17 protein-coding genes and 1 pseudogene are annotated in these 18,675 nt (G+C 63.6%); 8 read left to right on the plus strand and 10 right to left on the minus strand.

Translation table 11 applies throughout. From position 1 onward, the window contains the following. On the plus strand, positions 1–170 hold a 170-nt coding region (locus tag CO670_RS27565; RefSeq protein ID WP_141502411.1), incomplete at its 5' end, for an aminotransferase class I/II-fold pyridoxal phosphate-dependent enzyme. Between the two features lie 30 nt (positions 171–200). Here the strand turns inward: CO670_RS27565 and CO670_RS27570 are convergent. Beyond that, positions 201–419, minus strand: coding sequence for a hypothetical protein (locus CO670_RS27570; protein ID WP_097593139.1), 219 nt, complete (start codon positions 417–419; stop codon positions 201–203). Positions 420–545: 126 nt separating this feature from the next. Here CO670_RS27570 and CO670_RS27575 point away from each other — a divergent pair. Together CO670_RS27575 and CO670_RS27580 are read left to right on the plus strand one after the other, a co-directional pair. After that, positions 546–1,088: pseudogene (locus CO670_RS27575) on the plus strand (threonine transporter RhtB); the annotation flags it as partial. 252 nt (positions 1,089–1,340) lie between these two features. Further along, positions 1,341–2,363 (plus strand): class I SAM-dependent methyltransferase, encoded by a 1,023-nt coding sequence (locus CO670_RS27580; RefSeq protein WP_097593189.1) that lies wholly within the window; start codon positions 1,341–1,343, stop codon positions 2,361–2,363. A gap of 111 nt (positions 2,364–2,474) precedes the next feature. On the opposite strand, the gene CO670_RS27585 is transcribed toward CO670_RS27580, so the two are convergent. The 9 genes from CO670_RS27585 to CO670_RS27625 all read right to left on the minus strand — a co-directional run bounded on the left by CO670_RS27585 (position 2,475) and on the right by CO670_RS27625 (position 11,186). After that, a complete protein-coding gene (locus CO670_RS27585; protein WP_097593140.1) occupies positions 2,475–3,218 on the minus strand; it encodes an ABC transporter ATP-binding protein in 744 nt (247 codons plus the stop codon). Next, positions 3,215–4,072, minus strand: a complete 858-nt coding sequence (locus tag CO670_RS27590; RefSeq protein WP_097593141.1) for an ABC transporter ATP-binding protein — start codon at positions 4,070–4,072, stop codon at positions 3,215–3,217. The genes CO670_RS27585 and CO670_RS27590 overlap by 4 nt, the downstream gene beginning before the upstream one ends. Further along, positions 4,069–5,004: an ABC transporter permease gene (locus tag CO670_RS27595; protein ID WP_097593142.1), complete on the minus strand. Its 936-nt coding sequence runs from the start codon at positions 5,002–5,004 to the stop codon at positions 4,069–4,071. The genes CO670_RS27590 and CO670_RS27595 overlap by 4 nt, the downstream gene beginning before the upstream one ends. 4 nt (positions 5,005–5,008) lie before the next feature. Continuing rightward, positions 5,009–6,106 carry an ABC transporter permease gene (locus tag CO670_RS27600; protein ID WP_097593143.1) on the minus strand — a complete coding sequence of 366 codons (1,098 nt, stop codon included), beginning with the start codon at positions 6,104–6,106 and terminating at the stop codon, positions 5,009–5,011. Positions 6,107–6,111: 5 nt separating this feature from the next. Continuing rightward, the gene (locus CO670_RS27605; protein WP_097593144.1) at positions 6,112–7,698 is read right to left on the minus strand and encodes an ABC transporter substrate-binding protein; all 1,587 of its coding nucleotides are present in this window, start codon (positions 7,696–7,698) and stop codon (positions 6,112–6,114) included. 64 nt (positions 7,699–7,762) lie between these two features. Next, the gene (locus CO670_RS27610) at positions 7,763–8,713 is read right to left on the minus strand and encodes a dihydrodipicolinate synthase family protein (protein WP_097593145.1); all 951 of its coding nucleotides are present in this window, start codon (positions 8,711–8,713) and stop codon (positions 7,763–7,765) included. 23 nt (positions 8,714–8,736) lie between these two features. After that, positions 8,737–9,624: an SMP-30/gluconolactonase/LRE family protein gene (locus CO670_RS27615; protein ID WP_097593146.1), complete on the minus strand. Its 888-nt coding sequence runs from the start codon at positions 9,622–9,624 to the stop codon at positions 8,737–8,739. Continuing rightward, a complete protein-coding gene (locus CO670_RS27620) occupies positions 9,621–10,451 on the minus strand; it encodes an NAD(P)-dependent oxidoreductase (protein ID WP_097593148.1) in 831 nt (276 codons plus the stop codon). Before CO670_RS27620 ends, CO670_RS27615 begins: the two co-directional genes overlap by 4 nt. A gap of 21 nt (positions 10,452–10,472) precedes the next feature. Continuing rightward, positions 10,473–11,186 (minus strand): FadR/GntR family transcriptional regulator, encoded by a 714-nt coding sequence (locus CO670_RS27625; RefSeq protein ID WP_097593149.1) that lies wholly within the window; start codon positions 11,184–11,186, stop codon positions 10,473–10,475. Between the two features lie 366 nt (positions 11,187–11,552). On the opposite strand from CO670_RS27625, the gene CO670_RS27630 reads away from it, so the two are divergent. The 5 genes from CO670_RS27630 to CO670_RS27650 all read left to right on the plus strand — a co-directional run bounded on the left by CO670_RS27630 (position 11,553) and on the right by CO670_RS27650 (position 18,674). Beyond that, entirely contained in the window at positions 11,553–13,490 is a 1,938-nt protein-coding gene (locus CO670_RS27630; RefSeq protein ID WP_097593151.1) for an ABC transporter substrate-binding protein, read from the plus strand. 123 nt (positions 13,491–13,613) lie between these two features. After that, positions 13,614–14,600, plus strand: a complete 987-nt coding sequence (locus CO670_RS27635) for an ABC transporter permease (RefSeq protein ID WP_097593152.1) — start codon at positions 13,614–13,616, stop codon at positions 14,598–14,600. A gap of 9 nt (positions 14,601–14,609) precedes the next feature. Then, positions 14,610–15,731, plus strand: coding sequence for an ABC transporter permease (locus tag CO670_RS27640; protein ID WP_097593154.1), 1,122 nt, complete (start codon positions 14,610–14,612; stop codon positions 15,729–15,731). A gap of 7 nt (positions 15,732–15,738) precedes the next feature. Next, the gene (locus tag CO670_RS27645; protein WP_097593155.1) at positions 15,739–17,460 is read left to right on the plus strand and encodes an ABC transporter ATP-binding protein; all 1,722 of its coding nucleotides are present in this window, start codon (positions 15,739–15,741) and stop codon (positions 17,458–17,460) included. Further along, a complete protein-coding gene (locus CO670_RS27650; RefSeq protein WP_097593157.1) occupies positions 17,457–18,674 on the plus strand; it encodes a mandelate racemase/muconate lactonizing enzyme family protein in 1,218 nt (405 codons plus the stop codon). The genes CO670_RS27645 and CO670_RS27650 overlap by 4 nt, the downstream gene beginning before the upstream one ends. Position 18,675: the final 1 nt, after the last annotated feature.

Consider the following 18,675-nt stretch of genomic DNA (forward strand, 5'->3'; position numbering starts at 1 on the left):
ACAATTGCGGCGTCTACGTCCAGCCGATCAACTATCCCACGGTGCCGAAGAAGACCGAGCGGCTGCGCATCACCCCGACGCCGCTGCATTCCGACGCCGATATCGCCCATCTCGTCGAGGCGCTGCATTCGCTCTGGTCGCGTTGCGCGCTGGCGCGGATGGTTGCCTGACGGCTTGGGAAAGATGCCGGTTCAAACGGACTATTCTGCCTCCAGTAGGAGAGCTGTCGCCAGATACCCCATGCCTATGGTGCTGGCGAAGAGGTAGATGAACAGCCCCTGGGCGATGTAGCTGTCCGGCGCTTGTGCCGAGGCGCCGGAGGACCAGGAACCGTTTTGCCAAACCAGAAATCCCACGGCGCATCCAATTGCAAAGCCCGTGGCCAATCGAGTGAGAATGAAGCGGATCATGCGAGGCATGGCGGCACCTCAAACCTGGTCAGAATAAACGAGCCGTCGCCGACAATGTTCCGGCCCAGGAATGATCTTTGTCAACGACTGGACAGACCGGATCGGCGAGAAGCGAAAAAACGGAGAGATGTAACAGTGAATCTTCTGCCTTTCGCCGCCGGCGTTTTCACGCTTCTCATTCTGCCCGGTCCGACCAATGCGATGCTGGCGATGGCATCTCAGGGTTTGACCGTCGGGCGCGCCGTCGTGCTGCTTGCAACGGTCCTATTCGCCTATCTCGCCGTCGTCCTTGCGGCCTCCGGTCTCGCTGGCCCTTTTCTCATCGATCATCCCACGGTCGCGCAAGGCGTCAAACTTGCCTCGGCCAGCTGGGTATTCTACCTCGCCCTGCGGCTCTGGGGCGTCGGATCGAGCGCTGTCGAGGCCGTCGGCGTCCGGCAGCTGGCTGTAACGACGCTGCTCAATCCGAAAGCACTCATCATCGGGCTGACAATGGTCCCCTCCTTGCGGGAGGTGTCTGCACTCACCGCCATCGCTGCTCTTGCATGCACCGTGGCGGCGGCATCCTCGATCTGGCTGTTGGTCGGCAGGATCATTCTGGGAAAGAAAAACCAGATGCCGCTGCTTGCCCAGCGATGCGGATCGGCAACGCTTATGATGTTCGCTGTCGTGCTGACGAGCACGCTGCTCTTTTCCAAGGGCGATCCGAGCGCCTTCCTCACCCGCCCGCTCAGTCCGGCCTTGCTTGCCGCTGCCTTCGCCGTCCCGCTGCTGGCCGTGCGCAAAAGGCGAGACGAGGCGTTGCCGCCTGTAGACGCGAGAGGCGCCCGATAGGGTTAGTGCGGTGAGTATTGTAGAATATGCGGATGTACGCATAATTTCTCCGGCCGTCGCTGCCAGGCAGGAATGATCGATGGCTTGGGGGATCTCATGGAAACAATCGTCGAGGATGCCCATGCCGGCGTCGTGTCGCCCGAACTCGTGGTCGATGCGCTGTTTGCGTGTCGAAAGACGGCCGCGATCCGGGCGGCCATCGAGCTCGATCTGTTCACGCATATCGGCGAGGGCAAGACGGCGGCCGTGCTGGCGTCGGCGACAGGCGCCTCGGAGCGCGGGGTGCGCATCCTGTGCGACTATCTCGTGGTCCATGGCTTCCTGACGAAGGAGAGCGGGCAGTATCGGATGACGCCCGCGACCGGAATGTTTCTCAATCGCAATTCGCCGGCCTATATGGGCTCCGCCATCGAATTCGTCGCCGCACCCGAAATACTGGACAATTTTCTGCGCGATCCGGCCGCGGTCGTGCGGAACGGCGGTTCGGCCGGGCTTGCGAATATGTCGGCGGACAACCCCGTCTGGCTGAAGTTTGCGCGTGGCATGGGCTCCTTTACCGGGCTCAGCGCCAGATTGCTGGCCGACGAAATCTCCGGCTGGCCGATCTCTCCCAGAAAGGTTCTGGACATTGCCGCGGGTCCCGGCATTTTCGGGATCGAAATCGCGAAGGCCTTCCCATCGGCTGAGATCGTCGCCGTCGACTGGGCCGCGGTATTGGAGCTGTCGCGGCAGAATGCGGATAAAGCCGGCGTGGCTGACCGGTATCGGACGATCGCCGGCAGTGCCTTCGATGTCGAGTGGGGCACGGATTATGATCTCGTCCTGCTCCCGAACTTCCTGCACCACTTCGATCTGCCGACATGCGCAGAGCTGTTGCGAAAGGTCGGTGCGAGCCTTGCAAAGGATGGCCGGATCGTTGCGGTCGATTTCGTGCCGAACGAAGATGGCGTGTCGCCGCCTTTTCCGGCGGCGTTCTCCTGGGAGATGCTCGCCAGCACGCCGGCGGGCCAGGCCTATACGCAGAGCGAGTTGACTGAGATGGCCAGACTGGCGGGCCTTGCGGGCGTCATGGTCAAACCCATGCCGCCAACGCCGGCAAGCATCATTCTCTTTGAATAGCCATCGCTCCGAAGATCACGCACGGGGCGCGCGGCGGTCGGCGAGACGATCGGGGAGGCCGTGAAAGAGAGGGAAGGCGGTCATGTCCTGTGGTTCCGATGAGGCTCGGAGCTACGCCCTACCATACATCCGGCTCGCCCGCAGCAGGCGTTGCGAATAGGGATGTTCGACCGCGCCTCTTCGCAAGGCCTCGATATCGACCTGTTCGACGATCTCGCCCGCCTCCATGATGGCGACGCGGCTGCACATGTGGGAGACGACGGCGAGATCGTGGCTGACGAGGAGATAGGTGAGGCCGCGCTCCTTGCGCAGGTCCTGGAGAAGATTGAGGATTTCGGCCTGGACCGAGACATCGAGCGCCGATGTCGGCTCGTCGAGGAGCAGGACGTCGGGGTTCAGCATCAGGGCGCGCGCGATCGCCACGCGCTGCCGCTGCCCGCCGGAGAGCTGGTGCGGAAATCGATAGCTGAGCGCCGGATCGAGGCCGACCGAGCGCAGCACGGCGTTCAAGTCGACGCTGTTCCTGTGCAGCCCCTGGTTGCGCAGCGGTTCCTGCAATTGCGAGCGGATGGTCTTGCGCGGATGGAGCGAGCCATAAGGGTCCTGGAACACCATCTGCACCCGCCGATAGAACGGCCGGCTGCGCTGGCGCTCCAGCGCCTCGCCGTTCAGCGCGATGCGGCCGTCATAGTGGGCGTTGAGGCCGGAAAGCGCCCGGAGAACCGTGGACTTGCCGCAGCCGGATTCGCCGACGAGACCGAAGGCGGTGCCGCTCTCGATGGCGAGGTTCACATCCCTGACGACAGGCCGCTGGCCGTGCCCGAAGCGGATGGTGAGATTGTCGATCCGGATCATCGCGGCGCCTCCGCTGTCAGGTCATTCAGCCAGGCTGGATCGCGCTTCAGGATCGGCAGCCGGGCGGGCGGGTTCTCGATCGTCGGCAGCGAGGCCAGCAGCCCTTGCGTATAGGGATGTTTGGCCTTGTCGAGATCGCGCGCCTCCAGCACTTCCACGACGCGGCCGGCATACATGATGAGGACGCGATCGCAGAAATTGCGGATGAGGTTGAGGTCGTGGCTGATGAAGATCAGGCCGAGATTGCGGCGGGAAACGAGTTCGTCGAGCAGCGCCAGGATTTCGAGCCTGACCGTGACGTCGAGCGCCGAGGTCGGCTCGTCGGCGATCAGCACCTCGGGTTCGGCGATCAGCATCATGGCGATCATCACGCGCTGGCCCATCCCGCCGGATATTTCATGCGGGTAGAGGCGGGCGACGCGCTCGGGATCGCGGATCTGGACGGCTTCGAGCATGTCGAGCGCCTGGGCGTAGGTCTTTTTCGCGCTCACCTTGGGATGATGGAAGCGGTAGGTCTCGGCGATCTGTTCGCCGATCCGCATGACAGGATTGAGCGAATATTTCGGGTCCTGCAGGATGAGGCCGATCCGCCGCCCGCGGATCGTCATCATCGTCCGCTCATCCGCCCTGAGGAGATCCAGGTCGTGAAAGCGCATGTGCTCGGCGCTGACCTGTGCTGTCGGCGGCAGCAGTTTCATGATCGCCCGGCCGACGGTGGATTTGCCCGAGCCGGACTCGCCGACGATGCCGAGTTTTTCCTGGCCGAGCGCGAAGCTCACGCCGCGCACTGCGCGCATGTGGCCGCCGCCATAGGCGATTTCGAGGTTGCGGATATCGATCAGGGGCTGCGTCATTCCGAACCTCTCGGGTCGAGCACGTCGCGCAACGCATCGCCGACGAGATTGAAGGAAAGGCTGACGAGCGCAATGGCGATGCCGGGCGCGGCGATCACCCAGGGGCTGTCGAGCATGAATTCGCGGCCGCTGGCGGCCATCGAACCCCATTCCGGCCATGGTGGCTGCGCGCCGAGGCCGAGAAAACCGAGACCGGCGGCGGTGATGATGATGCCGGCCATGTTGAGGGTGACGCGCACGATCACCGAAGGAATGCACATCGGCAGGATGTGGCGGGTGATGATCGCGATCGACGTCGCGCCCTGCAGGCGCACGGCGGCGATATAATCCGCCTTGCGCAGGCTGAGCGTCTCGGCGCGTGCCAGGCGCGCGATCGGCGGCCAGGCCGTCAGCGAAATGGCGATGATCGCATTGGTGATGCCGGGGCCGAGAGCGGCGGCAAAACCAAGCGCCAGCACCAGCCCGGGAAAGGAGAGGAAGATATCGGTGATGCGCATCAGGATCTCGTCGACGATGCCGCCGAAATAGCCGGAGAAGGTGCCGATCAGCAGGCCGAGCGGTGCGACGATGATCGTGACCAGCATGATGATGTAGAGCGTCGTGCGGGCGCCGTAGATCACGCGCGCAAAGACGTCGCGGCCGAAATTGTCGGTGCCGAGCCAATGTTCGGCGGAGGGCGGCGCAAGCCGCCCGGCCATATCCTGAACGATCGGATCGTAACTCGTCAGCAGCGGAGCGGCCGTCGCCACGACCATCAAGAGCACGATGATGACGAGGCCGGCAAGGCCGAGCGGATGCAGGCTGAATTTCTGCCAGCCCTGATGGATCTGCTGCGCCGACGACTGGAACCAGCCCTGAGGCTCGGGCGCCTGCAGCCATTTGCGAAGGCTGCCGGCATGGCTGCTGTGTGCATCTTCGGTGGAGATCGTCATGGCGTCACCGTGTTCTCGGATCAAGGATGCGATAGAGGACGTCGGACAGGATGTTGATCGTCAGGAAGACGGCGCCGATCGTCAGCACCGAGCCCATGACGACGTTCATGTCGTTCATCTGCAGCCCGCGGGTGAGGTATTGGCCAAGCCCCGGCCAGCCGAAAACCGTTTCGATCAGCACCGCGCCTTCCAGCAGACCGCCGAAGGTCAGCGCCAGGATCGTCAGCAGCTGCACGCGGATATTGCGGAAGGCATGGCGCCAGACGACCTTGCGGGTGCCGAGACCCTTTGCCCGCGCGGTGATGATGTATTCCTGGCTCAGCTGCTCCAGCATGAAGCTTCGCGACATGCGGCTGATATAGGCGACGGAGTAATAGCCGAGGATTGCCGCCGGCAGGATGATGTGGCCGAGCGCATTGTGAAACACGTCCCACTGGCCCTCGATCGCCGCATCGATCAAGAGAAAGCCGGTCATCGGCGTGACGAGGCCTTCGTAGAAGACGTCGACCCGGCCCGACGCGCCGACGAGCTTCAGCTTGGCGTAGAAGATGAAGAGCGCCATCAGGCCGGTCCAGAAGATCGGAATGGAATGGCCGGCAAGCGCGACGATGCGGGCGATGTGGTCGATGATCGTCCCGCGCTTGACCGCAGCGGTAATCCCCAGGGGAATGCCGACGATCGCCCCGATAATCATGGCGATGATGGCAAGCTCGATGGTCGCCGGAAAGATCGTCATCAGATCGGTCAGGATCGGCTGGCCCGTCGTCGCCGACATGCCGAGATCGCCCGTGGCGATCTTGCCGACATAGGAGAGGAACTGCATCCAGATCGGCTGCCCGAGCCCCAGCTCATTGTAGACGCGGTCGTAAACCTCCTTGCTGACCTCCGCCCCGGTGATTGCCAGCACCGGGTCGGCAGGCAGCAGGCGGCCCATCGAGAAGGTCAGGAAAAGCAGGCCGAGCAGCGTCGTGACGACTGCCACCACGCGCCCCGCCAGCCGCCGCAGCAGGCTCAGCAGAGGGTGCGGGGCCGCCTCGGCGAACCCGCTCCCCGCCGGCTGGCGGCTTGCCTCCTGCTTCGATGTCAGATCGGCGCTCGCCACGCGCTCTACTCCTTGGTCACGTCATGCCAGCGTGTCGACCATGTCGTGTGGCCGTGATAATTCTTCACGTTGGCGCGCATGACATAGGGGTCGGTTCGCTGGAAGAAGATGACGAGCGGCGAAGCCATGCCGGCATAGATGCCGTCCATCTTCTTGAAGATGTCGGTGCGCTTTTCCGTGTCGCGCTCCCGCATCGACTGGTCGATGAGCGTGTTGAGCTCGTCCACCTTCATGCCGGTGCGCCAGAGATAATAGCTCCCGAGGCGCGCCTCGTCGCTGTTGTCGGGGTTGAAGGCATATTGCGTGGCGACGGCGAAGGGGTCCGGCAGGCGGGCGCCGGAATTGCCGAGCAGCACTTCGAACTTGCGCTCGCGGAAGGCGGGCGTGAACTCGCCGGGCACGAGATCGAGATCGAAACCGGCGGCGCGTGCACTCGCCTGCAGCGCTTCCGCAAAGGGCAGGGTTGGGGCTCCCGAGGGGTTGAGCACCTTCTTCAGGCCGTTCGGATATCCGGCCTCAGCCAGCAACTGCTTGGCCTTTGCGGGATCGTAGTCGTAGCGAACGGCCGTTTCGCCGGGCGCGCCGATCATGCCGCGCGGGATCATCGACTGCCAGGGAAAGCCGGTATAACGCATGATGTTGCCGGAGATCGCCTTCCAGTCGAAGGCATATTGGAAGGCCTCGCGAACCTTCGGCTTCTGCAGATCGGGGTCTTTCTGGTTGAGAGCGATATAGTAGAAGCCGAGACCCGGGACGTTTTCGATGACCATGTCCTTGTTGGTGGCGAGCGCATCGAGATCGCCGCTTGCCACATACTGGCCGACATCGACGTCGCCGGCTTCGAGCTGAAGCCGGAGATTGCCGGATTCCGGGATATGGCGAGCGACGACACGCGCCATGGCCGGTTTGCCGCCCCAGTATTTCGGCTGCGCATTGAAGATCGCCACGTCGTTCGGACGCCACTGCGCCAGGCTGAAGGGGCCACTGCCGGCGGAATTGGCCGAAAGCCAGGCGCCGCCGAAATCGCCGTTCGCCTCATGCGAAAGGACCGTCTTCTTGTCGACGATGCCGATCGAGGAGCCGGCCAGCGAATAGAGGACGAGGTCGGTGTTGACCGCCTGCGGCAGCTCGATCTCCAGCGTGTGCTCATCCTTGGCGCGGACGAGCTTCTCGACGTTATCGGCCGTGAAGCCCCAGAGGGCGACGTCGGTGGAGCCGACCTGGCCCATCTTGATGACGCGCTGGATCGACCAGGCGGCATCCTCGGCGGTCACCTTGTTGCCGCTCTGGAAGACCGCGTCGTCACGCAGGGTCAGCGTGATGATCTTGCCGTCGTCCGAGACGCTCCATTGCGTCGCCAGCATCGGCTTCAGCGTCTTCAGATCGTCCGGCGACAATTGCACGAGGTTGTCATAGAGGTTCGAGATCAGCTCGGACACCGTGCGGGCATTGTTCTGGGCCGGATCGAGCGTGCGGATACCGGTGAGATTCGTCCCGATCACCAGCATGTTGGGCGGCGATGCCGCCAGGCTCGGCTGCGCCGCCGCCAGGGCGCCGGTAATCGCGATCGTCGTCAGTAGCTGTTTCAGCATCTCAAGACCTCCCAATCTCGTGGCGCCATCCCGCGCCTGTTGCTTGCAGAAGAATGTTTCGAACTTAACCGGCAGCCTTCACGGCCTGCCGGTCCGGTTGCGTTTCAATGTCGCCCTCGGCCTCCCAGCCTCGAAGCAGGCGATGCAGCTCCTCGCGGTCCTGCTGATCGAGCTGCGGCAGTCCCGGCACGCGCACCGGCCCGACATCGAGGCCGGAATAGGTGACGGCCTCTTTCACGACGGTCACGTTCGCGCCGTTGCGGAATTTGGTGCGCATCCGCTCGAAGGGTTCGAGCTTGCCGACGATTGCTCTCGCCGCGGCGAAATCGCCCTTTTCGAGCGCGTCGTGGACGGCGAGCGATAGCTTCGGCGCGACGTTGACGAGGCCGGACGTGAAGCCGCGCGCGCCGGCCGCGGTGAAGGTCGGCGCCCAGCTTTCGGCCAGGCCGCAGACGAAGAGCGCGCCGTTGGGATCGGCGGCGGGAATCGCGCGCGACAGCAGCATCAGATCTGTTGTGGCGAACTTGATGCCGGCGATATTGCCGTGATTGGCGAGGCGGACGATTTCCGCGACGCTGAAACCCTCGGCCCTTACATAGGCGACGAGCGGCAGGGCGGACGCATCGGCGAGATTGCAGAAATAATCGATCTGCGCCGAAGGGGCTGCGAAAGGATCGACGGGCTGGTGCGACATGACGGCCGATGCGCCGATCGCGGCGGCATCCCTGGCCATGCCGATCGCTTCGCGCAGCGACCGGCCGACTGCCGCCGTCACCGGCGCACGGCCGTCGACGCCGGCGACGGCTGCCTCGTGGACGATCCGGATCTCCTGCGGCGTCAGCGCGTAGAATTCCCCAGTATTGCCGGCTGCGACGATGTTGTGAATGCCCGCCGCCGCCACCCGCGCATAAACCTCCGCGGTAATCCGGGGTTCGACTTCGCCCCCCCCGTCGTAAGCTGTGACGGGCACGCCCGACACGCCCGTAAGCGCCTTGCGCATGATCGCGATGCTCATTTTTCTACCCCGTTCGCTTTCCATCAAGATGACTGTTTGCCGAAGCGGAAGGGCGGCAGCCCCTCCGCCTCCACGTCAAAGGCGATGACCGTGCCTGCCTCGAAACGGCCGGTCCGGTCGGTCGACAGGCTCGTGACGTAGAGGGTGCCGAGATCAGGCCCTCCGAAACACGGCATTGTCGGTGCTGCGACCGGCAGAATGTAGATTTCGACGATCTCGCCTTCGGGAGATATTCTGTTGAGACGGCCGGCGGAGACGCCGGCGCTCCAGTAGAAGCCGTCGCGATCGGTCGTCGCGCCGTCCGGCCGCCCTTGTTCCTCGGTAAAGCTGCGAAGGCGGCGTCCTTCGCCGAGTTCTCCCGTCCCGGGATCGAAATCGAAGGCCTGCAGGAAACATTGCCGGCTGTCGGAGTGATACATGCGCCGGCCATCCGGCGACCAGGCAAGGCCGTTCGAGCTCGTCAGTCCCGTTGCGACGGTCCGCATGCTGCCATCGGCGCCGACACGGAAGAGCGCCGCATCGTTTACCTGCGGCTTGGCCTCGCTGATCGAGCCGACCCACAAATGCCCGTCCGGACCGACTTTGCCGTCGTTCAAGCGGCCGACCATCTCGCGCCCGGTTGGATCGCAGAGAAATTCGAGATGGCGCGAAACGGGATCGAAGAGATGGACGCCGGTCTGGAGGCCGACGACGATCCTGTGATCGCGGCAAAGCCCGAGGCAGCCGACCGCCGCCGGCATGTCGAAGCGGTCGGCCTTGCCATCCGGCGAGATCCGGACGATCGCCGGCGCCAGGATATCGACGAGCCAGAGCGCGCCGGTTTCGTCGTCCCATACCGGCGATTCACCGACCGTCAGCGGCTGCTGCAGCACCGGACAGATCTTCGGCTCGATGATGCGGGGCGCCATCACGAGACCTTCTCCAGATCTTTGGCGAGCCCCTCGGCATCGCGCATGCGGATCTCGCCGTCGTGATTGAATTCGCAGAAACCGCCGCCCTGGAAGGCGCGGGCGATCCGTCCTTCCGCGCCGTCCTCGATGCGGGCGTGATCACGCGGCCGGTCCTGCGGCTGGTAGCCGAGCCGCCTCGCCAGATCGTTGTCCCACCATTTTTCGTCGGTATCGGACACGCCGTAGACCACCGTCGCGGCGATCGACGGGTGGGTGAGCCCGATCCGCACCAACTGCGCGAGATCCCGGGCGCTGATCCAGATCGCGATCGAGCGTTCGCTGTTGGGATAGGTGCCGGCATTGCCGATGCGGATGGAAAGCGAGCGAATGCCTGAGGTGTCGTAGTAAAGCCCGGCCACCAGCTCGCCCCAGCATTTGGACAGCCCGTAGGGACTGTCCGGCCGCATCGGGTCGAGCGGCGATACGACTTCGCCACGCGGATAAAAGCCGGTCGCATGGTTGCTCGAGGCGTAGACCATCCGCCCGACCTTGTTGATCCGGGCGGCCTCGTAGAGATTGTAGGTCCCGAGCACATTGGCCTGCAAAATGGCGTTCATGTCGACGCCGCTAGCGATGCCGGCAAGATGAACGACGCCGTCGACCTCTCTGAGGGCCGCCGTCGCTTCGTCGAGCTTCGAAAGATCGGCGCGCACGAAATCTTCGTTTTCGGCCATGTCGGCGGGCTGATGAATGTCGATCAGGCGCAACTGCTCTGCATGCTGGCGAAGGAGCGGGCGAAGCAGCGTCCCGACGCGTCCGGCGGCACCCGTCACAGCAACCCGTCTCATCGTTCTTTCTCCCGTCATCGCTCAAACCCCCTGGAACATGCGGGCGCGCGCATTCAGTATGTGTCTCTTCATCGCATCGTGCGCTTCGGTTTCCCGGTGCGCGAAGATCGCCTCCACGATCACCGCGTGCTCGTCCTGGACGCTGCGGATCTGCTCCGGCGTGCGCTTCAGGCTGAGGCTTCGCGTCACCGAATGGCCGATGGCGAAATGCGGCCGGAACCATTCGCGCACGGTGATGTGATATTGATTGCCGGTCGCCATCGCGATCGCGTCATGCAGGGCCTGGTCTTCCTCGGCCCCGAGCTCGCCGTTCTTCAGACATTGCTCGATCGCAACCAGTGCCGCCGTGATCCGCTCCTTGTCGGCCGGCTGCCAGTTGCGTGCGGCAAGCTCCGCGGCCTCGGCCTCGAGCCCGGCGCGGAATTCGAAGAAACGCTGCACGTCGGCAAGCGAGCCGACCGGAACCATCTTCAGCATCGACGAATCCGGCCGTTGCCGGACATAGGAGCCGGACCCCTTGCGCGAGACGACCAAGCCGTCGGTTCTGAGCCGCTCCAGGGCCTCGCGCACGACGGGCCTCGACGCGCCGAAATCGGTGGCGAGCTTCGTTTCCGATGGAAGTCGCTCGTTTACGGGAAACTTGCCGTCCGCGATCATCCCTACGATCTTCTCGTAGATGATGTCGCTGAAGCGCGTTGCGCCTCTGTTGGGAACGGCATCGACTGCGAATGTCATTATCGTCCTTTTCTCTCCCGCCACGCGGCAAATTCAGCCGTCGCCTTTCCGGCTGGCGAGCAGAAGCCGAATATGCCTGCCCGATCATGCGAGATGGCGCCGCGCCGCCGCGGCCACGGTGTGGCTGCTGGACAGCATCTGACAGATCAGCCGTTTTTTCTCCCCCAAGGCTATCTTCCCAACGGCTTGGGCGCCCCGTTTGATGCTGCATCGCTATCGAATCTGTAATTATCTGTCAACTCTTGTAATCATCTGGGAACGTGTCTATGGTTTCCTCCCAGCGCCGAGGAGGGCGCAAAACGGCAGGTCGGGAGCCTGCCGTGGCAAGCGGGACAAGCCTGTTCCGGCATAAAAGGGGAGGAATCGATGCCCAATGAAATTCTGTCTCGCGGTGTCACCCGCCGCGCCGTTCTCGGCGGCATGGCCGGTGCTGCGGCGCTGTCCATCGCCGGCCGCGCCTTTGCGGCGGGCGGCGAAGCGCCGGCTCTTGCGCAACTCGTCAAGGACGGCAAGTTGCCGCCGCTTGCCGAGCGCCTGCCGAAGAAGCCGATGGTGGTGACGCCGTTCGAGAAGGTCGGCACTTATGGCGGTACGCTGCGCCGCGGCTTGCGTGGTTCATCCGACCATAACGGCATTCTGCGCATGGTCGGCAACCAGAGCCTCGTGCGCTGGAATCTGGAATTTACCGCCGTGCAGCCGAACCTCGCCGAGCGCTGGGAGGTCAGCGACGACGCGACGCAGTTCACCTTCCATCTGATCGAAGGCGTGCGCTGGTCCGACGGCCATCCCTTCACGGCAGACGACGTGGTTTTCGCGATCGAGGACTGCGTCAAGAACACCGAGCTTTACAGCGCCACACCGGCACAGCTTTCCGTCGCCGGCAAGGCGGTCAATGTCGAGAAGATCGACGACTACACGGTGAAATTCACCTTTGCCGCGGCCAACGCGCTCTATCTGGAAAACCTCGCCACGCCGCTCGGCCAGCATCCGACGCTCTTCCCCAAGCATTACTGCAGCCAGTTCCTGCCGAAATATAACCCGAACATCGAGGCCGATGCCAAGAAGGCGGGCGTCACCAGCTGGACGGAACTCTTCCGCAGCCGCTGCGGCGATATCGAGATCCCGACCAGATGGGGCAATGTCGACAAGCCGACGCTCGATCCCTGGGTCGTCAAGGAGCCCTATGTCGGGGGCGCGACGCGCGTCGTCATGGCCCGCAACCCCTATTTCTGGCAGGTCGATACATCGGGCAATCAGCTTCCCTACATCGATGAGGTCAACTTCGGCATTTCGCAGGATGTGGAATCGCTGATGCTGAACGTCATCTCCGGGAAGATCGACATTCAGGAACGCCATATCAGCGTGCTCGCCAACAAGCCGACGCTCTCCCAGAACATGCAGAAGGGCGATTATCGCCTGCTGACGCTCGTTCCCTCCGCCTCGCAGCAGTGCCAGATCTATTTCAACATCACCCACAAAGATCCTGCCATGCGCAAGATGTTTGCGGATAAGGCGTTCCGGCAGGCGTTGTCGATCGGCATCAATCGCCAGGAACTGATCGATATCGTCTATTTCGGCCAGAGCGAGCCTTACCAGGCCGGGCCGCGTCCGACTCATCCCTGGTACAATGAGAAATATGCGCGCCAGTTCACCGAATATGATCCCGACAAGGCGGGCGCCATGCTTGACGAGGCCGGCTACAAGAAGGGCGGCGACGGCATGCGCGTTCGGCCGGACGGGCAGAAGGTGTTCTTCTCGGTAGACGTCATCCCGACGCTCTATCCCGACCTCGTCGACGCGCTCGAACTGGTCAAGGCGCATTGGGCCCAAATCGGCGTCGACATGAAGGTCAACACGATCGAGCGGGCGCTCTATTATACCCGCGGCGACGACAATGCGCATGATGCGGCGGTCTGGCCGGGGCCGGGCGGTCTCGACCCGATGCTCGATCCGCGCGATTTCTTCGCCTTCCATCCGCAGGGATCGCGCTACGCCATTCCTTGGACGCTCTGGTATACGTCCAACGGCGCGCGCGGCGAAGAGCCGCCGGAAAGCCAGAAGAAGCGCATGAAGCTGTTCGACGAGGCGCGGTCGACGGCCGATCTCGACAAGCGCGGCGCGATCATGAAGCAGATCTTCGATATCGCCGCGGAAGAATTCGAGACCGTCGGCCTTTGCCTCGCCGTCGGCGGCTTCGGCATCATCCGCAACAATCTGCGCAATGTGCCCGAGAAGGAGCCGGACAGCTGGTCCTGGCCCAATCCCGGTCCCGCGTTGCCGCAGCAATTCACCTTCACGAGCTGATTTCGATCTTCGAGCGCCGTACCCTCGGGCACGGCGCTTTCATTCAGGTTCGCCCTCCGAAACCTTGCCGGCCCTCAAAGCCGAAGGGGTCGGAGGGCGGCGTCCACGTCGGGAGACGCCTCAATGCTGGTGTTCATCGCCAAACGCTTTTTATGGATGATTCCATCGCTTTTCGCCGTCAGCTTCCTGGCTTTCGTGCTGATCCAGCTGCCGCCGGGCGATTACGTCACGACCTATATCGCGACGCTTGCGGCATCCAACGAGATCGTCGACCAGAACACGGCCGCGCAGCTGCGCGAACGCTTCGGCCTCGATGATCCGATGCTCATCCAATATTTCAAATGGATGTGGGGCATCCTTTCGCGCGGCGATTTCGGCATTTCCTTCGAATGGCAGCAGCCGGTCTCGGATCTGATCTGGGAGCGCATGGCGCTGACGCTGGTTCTGGCCCTTTCGACATTGATCGCCACCTGGGCGATCGCCCTGCCGATCGGCGTCTATTCCGCCGTGAAGAAATATTCGATCGGCGACTATTTCTTCACTGCCTTCACCTTCTTCGGCCTTTCCATCCCGTCCTTCCTGCTGGCGCTGGTGCTGATGTATGTGGCGGCGGTCGAATTCGGCCAGGATGTCGGCGGGCTGTTTTCACCGGAATATGAGACCGCGTCCTGGAGCATCGCCAAGATGTTCGATCTGCTGACCCATCTCTGGCTTCCCGTCATCATTCTCGCCGTTTCCTCGACGGCAAGCCTCATCCGCGTCATGCGCGCGAACATGCTGGACGAGCTGCCGAAACCCTATGTGGTCACGGCACGGGCGAAGGGCCTCTCCGAATTCCGGCTGCTGATGAAATATCCTCTGATGATCGCGCTCAACCCGTTCATCTCGACGATTGCCTGGCTGCTTCCCAACCTGATTTCCGGCTCCGTCGTCGTCGCGATCGTCCTCAACCTGCCGACGGCGGCTCCCTTGCTGTTGCAGGCGCTGATGGCGCAGGACATGTATCTCGCCGGCGCCTTCGTGCTCCTGATCTGCGCGCTGACGCTGATCGGCTCCCTGATCAGCGACATTCTTCTGGCGCTGGTCGATCCCCGCATCCGCTTGGAATAGGAGGCTGATGTGGCCGACATTACCATTACAAATCTACAGCCGGACCGTGCCGCCGTCGCATCGCAATGGCAACTCATCTGGTGGGCTTTCCGCCGGCATCGCCTCGCCATGGTGGCGCTCGTCGTCACCGTGATGATGTATATCGTCGCGCTTGTTCCCGGCTTTTTCGCCATCAACGATCCGAACTTGCAGAATGCGCGGGCGACCTTCCACCCGCCGCAAAGAGTGCATCTGATCGATACGACGAACGGCTTCTCCTTCGGCCTGCATTATTATCCGATGAAGCTGACCCGCGATCCCGAAACGCTCGCCGCCATCTTCAAGGAAGATACGACGAAGCGGATCGACGTGCAGCTCTTCGGGCGCGGCTACGAATATTCCGTGTTCGGCCTGTTCAATACGAACATCCATCTCCTCGCTTCGCCCGATAAGACCACGCCGCTGCTGCTCTTCGGAGCCGACAGGCTTGGGCGCGACGTCTTCAGCCGGACGGTGCAGGGTTCACAGGTCTCGCTGTCGATCGGCCTTGTCGGCGTGTTCTTCTCGCTGATGCTCGGCATCGTGCTCGGCGGCATTTCGGGCTATTACGGCGGCCGCATCGATTTCTTCATGCAGCGGCTGATCGATTTCGTGCTGTCGCTGCCGACGATCCCGATCTGGCTCGCCATGGCCGCGGCCCTGCCGCAGGACTGGCCGGCGACGCTGCAATATATGATGATCACCATCATCCTGTCGCTGACCGGCTGGGCGCAGCTCGCCCGCGTCGTGCGCGGCCGCTTCCTGTCCCTGCGCACCGAGGAGTTCGTCGCCGCCGCAAGGCTCGACGGCGTTCGCGAAAGGCGCATCATCTTCCGCCACATGCTGCCGAGTTTCGCGAGCCACATCATCGCTTCGATCACGCTTGCGGTGCCGGCAATGATCCTTGCCGAAACCTCGCTCTCCTTCCTGGGGCTCGGATTGCAGCCGCCGACGATCTCCTGGGGCGTGCTTCTGCGCGAGGCCCAGAACATCCGCTCGATCGCCACCGCGCCCTGGCTTTTCATGCCGGGCTGTGCCGTCGTGGTCGCCGTCATGGCGCTCAACCTTCTCGGCGACGGCCTGCGCGATGCGGCCGACCCCTACAACAAATGAGGCCGGCATGACCGATATCATTCCCATTGCCGGCAGGCCGCTGCTCGAGGTGAAGAACCTCACGGTCGAATTCCCTCTGCGCACCGGCGTCTTCCGCGCCGTTCGCGATCTCTCCTTCTCGATCGAGCCCGGCAAGACGCTTTGCGTGGTCGGTGAAAGCGGCTCCGGCAAATCGGTGACGGCGCGCTCGATCCTGCAGATCGTCGATGCGCCCGGGCGCATTGCCGGTGGATCGATCGTCCTGAACGATCAGAAGGGCGGCTCGACCGATCTCACCAGCCTCAATCCGCGCGGGCGCCAGATCCGGGCGATCCGCGGCCGCGATATCGCGATGATCTTTCAGGAGCCGATGTCGTCGCTGTCGCCGATCCACACGGTCGGCAACCAGATCGTCGAGGCGCTTCGCCTTCACACCCGAATGAGCAAGGCGGAGGCGCGTGCCGAGGCCATATCGCTGCTGAAGCAGGTGGAAATTCCCTCGCCGGAAAAGGCGCTGGACCGCTATGCCTTCCAATATTCCGGCGGCATGCGCCAACGCGCGATGATCGCCATGGCGCTCGCCTGCAAGCCGCAGCTCCTGATCGCCGACGAACCGACCACCGCCCTCGACGTCACCACCCAGGCCGAGATCCTCGACCTGATCGGCCGGCTGCAGAAGGCCAACGGCATGGCCGTGCTGTTCATCACCCATGACATGGGCGTGGTGGCGCAGATCGCCGACGACGTGCTGGTCATGCACAATGGCGTGGCGAAGGAATACGGGCCGGTCGAGCAGATTTTCCACGCGCCGCAGGACGATTATACCCGCATGCTGATCGGCTCGGTCCTGAAGCTGGAGCAAAAGGCCGAGATCCGCCTGGCGCGCCCGCCGCTCGACAGGACGAAGGCGCCGATCCTCGAACTGCGCAACGTCTCGATGGATTTCGGCGAGGTGAAAGCGCTGAATGATGTCTCCATCTCGCTGCTGCCGGGCGAAACCCTCGGCATCGTCGGCGAGAGCGGGTCCGGCAAGACGACCATGGGCCGCTCGATCATGCGGCTGATCGATCCCTCCGCCGGCGAAATCCTCTATCGCAACGCCGGCGGCGACATCATCGATCTGGCGACGGCGAAAGGGCCCACGCTTGCCGCCGCGCGGCGCGAATTGCGCATGGTGTTTCAGGATCCTTTCGGCTCTCTCAATCCGCGCATGACCGTCTCGCAGATCATCGGCGAACCGCTGCTGGTCAACGGCATCGCCAAGGGACGGGCTCTGGACGAGCGCGTTTGCCACCTCATGGAGCAGGTCGGCCTCGATCCGAGGGCGCGCGAGCGCTATCCGCACGCCTTCTCCGGCGGCCAGCGCCAGCGCATCGGCATCGCCCGCGCCATCACGCTCGATCCCCGCGTCATCGTTGCCGACGAGGCGACGTCGGCGCTCGACGTCTCGGTGCGCTCGCAGGTGCTCGACCTGTTGATGCGCCTGCAGGATCAGCTTGGCCTCGCCTATATCTTCATCAGCCACGATATCGGCGTCATCCGCTACATGTGCGACCGCGTCGGCGTCATGTACAAGGGCCAGCTCGTCGAAATCGGCGATGCGGAGAAGGTCTGCAGTACGCCCGAGCACGCTTATACGCAGGCCCTCCTATCGGCGATCCCACGCCCCGATCCACGAGACCGGGATCATTCCAGGCGTTTCCGCTACGTCGAACCGGAGAACCTGAAGAACGGGAGCTCTCAGAGATGAAGATCACCGGCATCAGAACGTTTCTCATGCATGTCGGCCAGCCGGACCCTTCGAAATGGGCATCCGATCGACAGGCCGGCAGCGGCGCCTCCAAGCCGTTCGGCGGCACCAGGAACTGGCTCTTCCTGAAGATCGATACCGACGAGGGTATCACCGGCATCGGCGAATGCTCGGGCTGGCCGCGCGTCGTCGAGACGGCGATCCGCGATCTTGCGCCGCTGCTGATCGGCGAGGACCCCGCCCATATCGAGCGCCTTTGGCAGAAGATGCATATCGCCATGATGGGTCACGGCATGCTCGGCACGGTCGGAGGCGGCGCGATGACCGGCATCGACATGGCGCTCTGGGACATCAAGGGCAAGGCGCTCGGCGTGCCGGTCTGGATGCTGCTCGGCGGCAAGGTGCGCGACAGGATCCCGATCTATTCGCATGCGAATACGCCGGAGGGCGCGCTTGCGCTCAAGGCGCGCGGCATCAAGGCGATCAAATGCGGCGGGGTGGCCGATCCCGTCCGCAAGGTTGCGGCACTGCGCGAAGCCGTCGGCGACGATATGGATATCGCGATCGACCTGCACGGGCCGCCATGGCTGACACCCGCGGATGCCTGCCGGCTGGTGCGGGCGCTCGAGCCCTATGAGCTCATGTGGGTGGAAGATCCGATCGCGCCGGACAATATCGAAGGCTACAAGCGCATTCGCGACGCCGCACATCTGCCGCTTGCGGCCGGCGAGCGCTCGGCCACCATTTTCGGCGAGCGCGAGCTGATCGAGAAAGAGCTGGTCGATGTGATCCAGCCGGATACCGGCCGGGCGGGCGGCATCACCCAGATGAAGAAGATCGCCGCCATGGCCGAGGCGCATTATATCCAGATGGCGCCGCACTCCGGCTCGCTCGGGCCGGTGGCGGAATATGCGGCGCTGCATCTGCTCGCCGCCATCCCGAACGCGCTGATACTCGAACGGCTCGACGATGATTGGGAGGGCCGCCGCCAGACGATCGTGCCGCACCCGCAGCAGGTCGACGGCCTGATCGCGGTGCCTGACGCCCCGGGGCTCGGCTGCGATATCGACGAAGAGTTCGTCGCGCGGTTCCCGAGCGGCGGCAATGTCTCCGTGCCCGTGCCGGAGGGAAGCGGCGCCTACAATCCCGGAACCCATGACCAGCACGTCTACGTGCAGACGCGCGTGGCGCGCCGCAGCTATTTCAATCGCTAGA

The sequence above is a fragment of the Rhizobium sp. J15 genome, from assembly GCF_002531825.1.
Classification (GTDB): domain Bacteria; phylum Pseudomonadota; class Alphaproteobacteria; order Rhizobiales; family Rhizobiaceae; genus Rhizobium.

Excerpts from the sequence above, each read along its gene's own strand:
- CO670_RS27570 (WP_097593139.1), bottom strand. The coding sequence starts at position 419 with ATGCCTCGCATGATCCGCTTCATTCTCACTCGATTGGCCACGGGCTTT.
- CO670_RS27580 (WP_097593189.1), top strand. The coding sequence starts at position 1,341 with ATGGAAACAATCGTCGAGGATGCCCATGCCGGCGTCGTGTCGCCCGAA.
- CO670_RS27585 (WP_097593140.1), bottom strand. The coding sequence starts at position 3,218 with ATGATCCGGATCGACAATCTCACCATCCGCTTCGGGCACGGCCAGCGG.
- CO670_RS27590 (WP_097593141.1), bottom strand. The coding sequence starts at position 4,072 with ATGACGCAGCCCCTGATCGATATCCGCAACCTCGAAATCGCCTATGGC.
- CO670_RS27595 (WP_097593142.1), bottom strand. The coding sequence starts at position 5,004 with ATGACGATCTCCACCGAAGATGCACACAGCAGCCATGCCGGCAGCCTT.
- CO670_RS27605 (WP_097593144.1), bottom strand. The coding sequence starts at position 7,698 with ATGCTGAAACAGCTACTGACGACGATCGCGATTACCGGCGCCCTGGCG.
- CO670_RS27610 (WP_097593145.1), bottom strand. The coding sequence starts at position 8,713 with ATGAGCATCGCGATCATGCGCAAGGCGCTTACGGGCGTGTCGGGCGTG.
- CO670_RS27620 (WP_097593148.1), bottom strand. The coding sequence starts at position 10,451 with ATGAGACGGGTTGCTGTGACGGGTGCCGCCGGACGCGTCGGGACGCTG.
- CO670_RS27625 (WP_097593149.1), bottom strand. The coding sequence starts at position 11,186 with ATGACATTCGCAGTCGATGCCGTTCCCAACAGAGGCGCAACGCGCTTC.
- CO670_RS27630 (WP_097593151.1), top strand. The coding sequence starts at position 11,553 with ATGCCCAATGAAATTCTGTCTCGCGGTGTCACCCGCCGCGCCGTTCTC.
- CO670_RS27635 (WP_097593152.1), top strand. The coding sequence starts at position 13,614 with ATGCTGGTGTTCATCGCCAAACGCTTTTTATGGATGATTCCATCGCTT.
- CO670_RS27645 (WP_097593155.1), top strand. The coding sequence starts at position 15,739 with ATGACCGATATCATTCCCATTGCCGGCAGGCCGCTGCTCGAGGTGAAG.
- CO670_RS27650 (WP_097593157.1), top strand. The coding sequence starts at position 17,457 with ATGAAGATCACCGGCATCAGAACGTTTCTCATGCATGTCGGCCAGCCG.